A 3,611-nucleotide genomic window follows, 5' to 3' on the forward strand; every position below is an offset into this window, starting at 1 on the left:
ATATCGCCGTCCAAGAAAACCCTCAACTGCGCCATATGTGTTTAGTGGGAATGAACGTGGATATGATGATCCGCTGCATTGGACGGGTGAATTATCCAGTTTTAAAAGAATTAGAAGATAAACTTGCCGAAAAAACCCGAAAAGCTAAAAAGGTAAGGATGACTACACCTGCCGGTGAGGATGTCTCCTTCGAAAACGACTCTAACCATCCCGTCAATTGTGAGCTGGGATATGCCGATACCCCAGGTTCGCATATGATGTCAGGTCAAGTCGCCTGGACCCCAAACCTGGAAACAATCAATGGCGTAATTGTATTTGATGGATCGGTGGTTCCACCTTTAGGTTTACTCAAACAACCGATTCACTTACATATCGAAAAGGGAGTTATTGTGAAAGTGGAAGGTGGAAGTCAAGCTGCGGATTATGAGGCTTGGATGAAAAGCTTCAATCACCCCCGCATGCTGAGATTAGCTCATGTCTGCTATGGTTTTAATCCGGGGGCTAAATTAACCGGTGACATATTAGAAGATGAACGAGTTTGGGGTTGTACTGAATGGGGTGTAGGCAACATTGGAGCCATCTTGCTTCCACCTGATGGGATTCCGGCACCTTCACATTCTGATGGAATCTGCCTTAATACCTCAGTATGGTTAGATAGAACACTCATTATTGACAAAGGACAGATCATTGACCCTGAATTGAAACTTTTAGCTCAAAAACTTGGCAAAAGCTGAGGTGAGGCGAAATATGAATCTAACTCCTCTTATGAAAGCTGCCATGATAGCCGTCCGTGACTGCATGGGCGCTCAACCAGGTGAAAACGCTCTCGTTGTTACCGATACTGGAAAATTAGCTATCGCTGAAAGTTTTCTGTATGCTTTTCATTCCTTAGGGATAGATGCTACTTTGATGGTCATGACTCCTCGAGACCATCACGCCCAAGAGCCGCCCCCTGAAGTACGAGCAGCTATGCTTTCCAGTGCTGTTGCCCTTCTGATTACTACGAAAAGCTTAACTCACACCCATGCCCGAGTTGATGCAACCAATCAGGGAGTTCGGATTGCCAGTTTGCCAGGGATTACCGAAGATATCATGACCGTTGGAGCCATGACTGCCGATTATCAAAAAGTATCTGAATTGAGTTGGAAATTGACCAAACTGATGGAATCAACTCAGAAAGTCGAAATAACCACTGAATTGGGAACCCACCTGATGATGAGTTTAATAGGAAGGAAGCCTGGTCTTCCTCCTGATGATGGAATCTATCGGGAAAAAGGTCGTTGGGGAAATTTACCCGCTGGAGAAGCCTATATTGCACCGGTTGAAGAATCGGTCAATGGGGTAGTGATAGTTGATGGCTCTCAATCACCATTAGGATTATTATCAGCCCCGATTCGGATAACCATTCAGGATGGCAGAGCCATCAAGTTCGAGGGGGGAGCAGAAGCTGCCCAATTTGAGCGACATCTTCAATCTTTAGATGATCCCAACGCTTACTGGGTCGCCGAGCTCGGTATTGGAACCAATGAAAAAGCTCGAGTAACCGGGAATATTTTAGAAGACGAAAAAGCTTTCCGAACCATTCATATTGCTTTTGGTATGAACACCGATATGGGTGGAAAGATCGAATCGAAAACTCACGATGATGGTATCGTCACCAATCCAACAGTTAAGTTTGATGGAAAAACCATCTTGGATCATGGAAATTTCGTGATATAGAAAGATAATGGTTGAGAAATCTGGTATATTAAGGTATCCTTGAAAATATTTTAATTTAAATTCTTTGGGAGGGAATTGAATGAAAAATCGTTATTCTATTTGGATTTTATCTGTGGTTTTATGTTTTTTTGTTTTTTCAGGAGTTGCAATGGCTGCTTCAGCGTCTGAAAAAACCGTTCGTCTGACCAATGCTTGGCCTTGTTATATTGATCCAGCTATTGCTGCTGACTTTGCCAGCTCGGTTTCAGTAGCAAATTTATATGACACTTTAGTATTTCCAACTCATGATGGAGAAGTCATTCCGCATTTGGCTGAATCATGGACAATCTCTGAAGATGGCTTAACCTATGTCTTCAAACTACGTTCCGGAGTAAAGTTTCACGATGGTAGCGATCTAAAAGCCGAAGATGTGAAATTTTCTATGGACCGGTTGCTGGCAATTGGACAAGGTTATAGTTATATTTTTAAACCGGTTATCGATAGCGTCGAAGCCAATGATGATTATACGGTAACCTTTAAACTTAAAAAAACCTTTGGTCCCTTTTTATACTCATTAGTTCGCCTCTATGTTTTAAACAAGGACTTGGTTATGGCAAATATTGAACAAAATGATGAATACGGTGATTTAGGAGATTACGGGAAAAGATGGCTTCTCACCAACGATGCTGGGTCTGGTCCTTATCAGGTTCAAGAAATGAAGTTAGAAGAATACCTTCATGCGGTTCGTTTTGCCGACTATTGGAAACCTTTTGATCCCAATGCCCCAGATTCATTCAGAAATATTGGAACCACCGAAACAGCAACCGTTCGAACTCTGATCCAAAAAAGAGAATTGGAAATATCAGATTTCCGACAACCGGCGGAATTTTACGACAATGTTTCTAAAGTTGACGGTATTAATGTAGCCAAGCTTTTCGGTGGCAGCACTCTCTTTACCATGATGCATACCAAAAAAGCTCCGACTGATGATGTACACTTCAGAAAAGCACTTGCTTATTCAATAGACTATGATGCAGTTGCCAACCACATTTTCCCCGGTTCACACCAGTGTCAAGGACCGGTTTCTTTTATTCTTCCTGGCCATAATCCTAATGTTTTCCAATACAAACGTGATCTGGAAAAGGCCAAGGAAGAATTAGCTCTTTCCCCCTATGCCGATAAACTCGATGAATACCCGGTTGACCTTATATGGTGTGCTGAAGTTCCCGATGAAGAAAAGGTCGCTCTACTCATTCAAGCCAACGCAGCTGATATTGGAATCCAAGTTAATGTTATAAAAAATCCTTGGATGAAAATCATTGAAGAAGTAGCCACTCCAGAGACCACCGCATCTATGTACCTTATCTTTGTTTCACCTCATTATGCCGAAGCCGGATCAATGATCCAATCAAAATACCATTCTTCTTCCGCCGGAACTTGGGAACAATCCGAATGGCTTCAAGACGAACAGCTGGATAGTATGATTGAAGATGCCATTGATACCATCGACAAAGATGCCCGCTTTGAAAAGTACGGTAAAATTCAAGAATACATCGTTGACCTGTGTCCTTCTCTTTTCTTGATTGACCAACCAGAAAATTACGCCTTTCAAGATGCCTATATAGACTGGATTCCTGCTGATCGGGCTGAAAGAGGTGAAAAAGTCAATCCGGTTATGGGTTATAATCAATATATGCCTGAAATCAAGGTATATCCAGAAAAACGTGACGAATTAGTGAAGTAAGGAATAAATCTGAGAGGGATATGAAAGAATTGGAAAAAATCGAATCCCTCTCAATCTCCCTTTGGTCAAAGGGAGAAGAAATAATGAAAAGAGAGATTTTCACGTCCTCAAAATTTACAGGATAGACTTTTATGCCACTTTGGTGGCGCCAGATGAGGATGAAAACCCA

Annotated in this window: 3 protein-coding genes; all 3 read left to right on the forward strand. The window is 42.1% G+C overall.

From position 1 onward, the window contains the following. Nucleotides 1-734, forward strand: a 734-nt coding sequence (locus PLK24_RS09740; RefSeq protein ID WP_324478641.1) for a 2,5-dihydroxypyridine 5,6-dioxygenase NicX family protein, incomplete at its 5' end; no start/stop codon positions are given. 13 nt (nt 735-747) lie between these two features. Then, a complete protein-coding gene (locus tag PLK24_RS09745; protein WP_324478643.1) occupies nt 748-1,719 on the forward strand; it encodes an aminopeptidase in 972 nt (323 codons plus the stop codon). 79 nt (nt 1,720-1,798) lie between these two features. After that, nucleotides 1,799-3,442 carry an ABC transporter substrate-binding protein gene (locus PLK24_RS09750; RefSeq protein ID WP_324478645.1) on the forward strand — a complete coding sequence of 548 codons (1,644 nt, stop codon included), beginning with the start codon at nt 1,799-1,801 and terminating at the stop codon, nt 3,440-3,442. The last annotated feature ends 169 nt before the right edge of the window (nt 3,443-3,611 follow it).

Origin of the sequence: Atribacter sp. (assembly GCF_035418125.1) — a bacterium.
Taxonomy (GTDB): domain Bacteria; phylum Atribacterota; class Atribacteria; order Atribacterales; family Atribacteraceae; genus Atribacter; species Atribacter allofermentans.

Excerpts from the sequence above, each read along its gene's own strand:
- PLK24_RS09745 (WP_324478643.1), top strand. The coding sequence starts at position 748 with ATGAATCTAACTCCTCTTATGAAAGCTGCCATGATAGCCGTCCGTGAC.
- PLK24_RS09750 (WP_324478645.1), top strand. The coding sequence starts at position 1,799 with ATGAAAAATCGTTATTCTATTTGGATTTTATCTGTGGTTTTATGTTTT.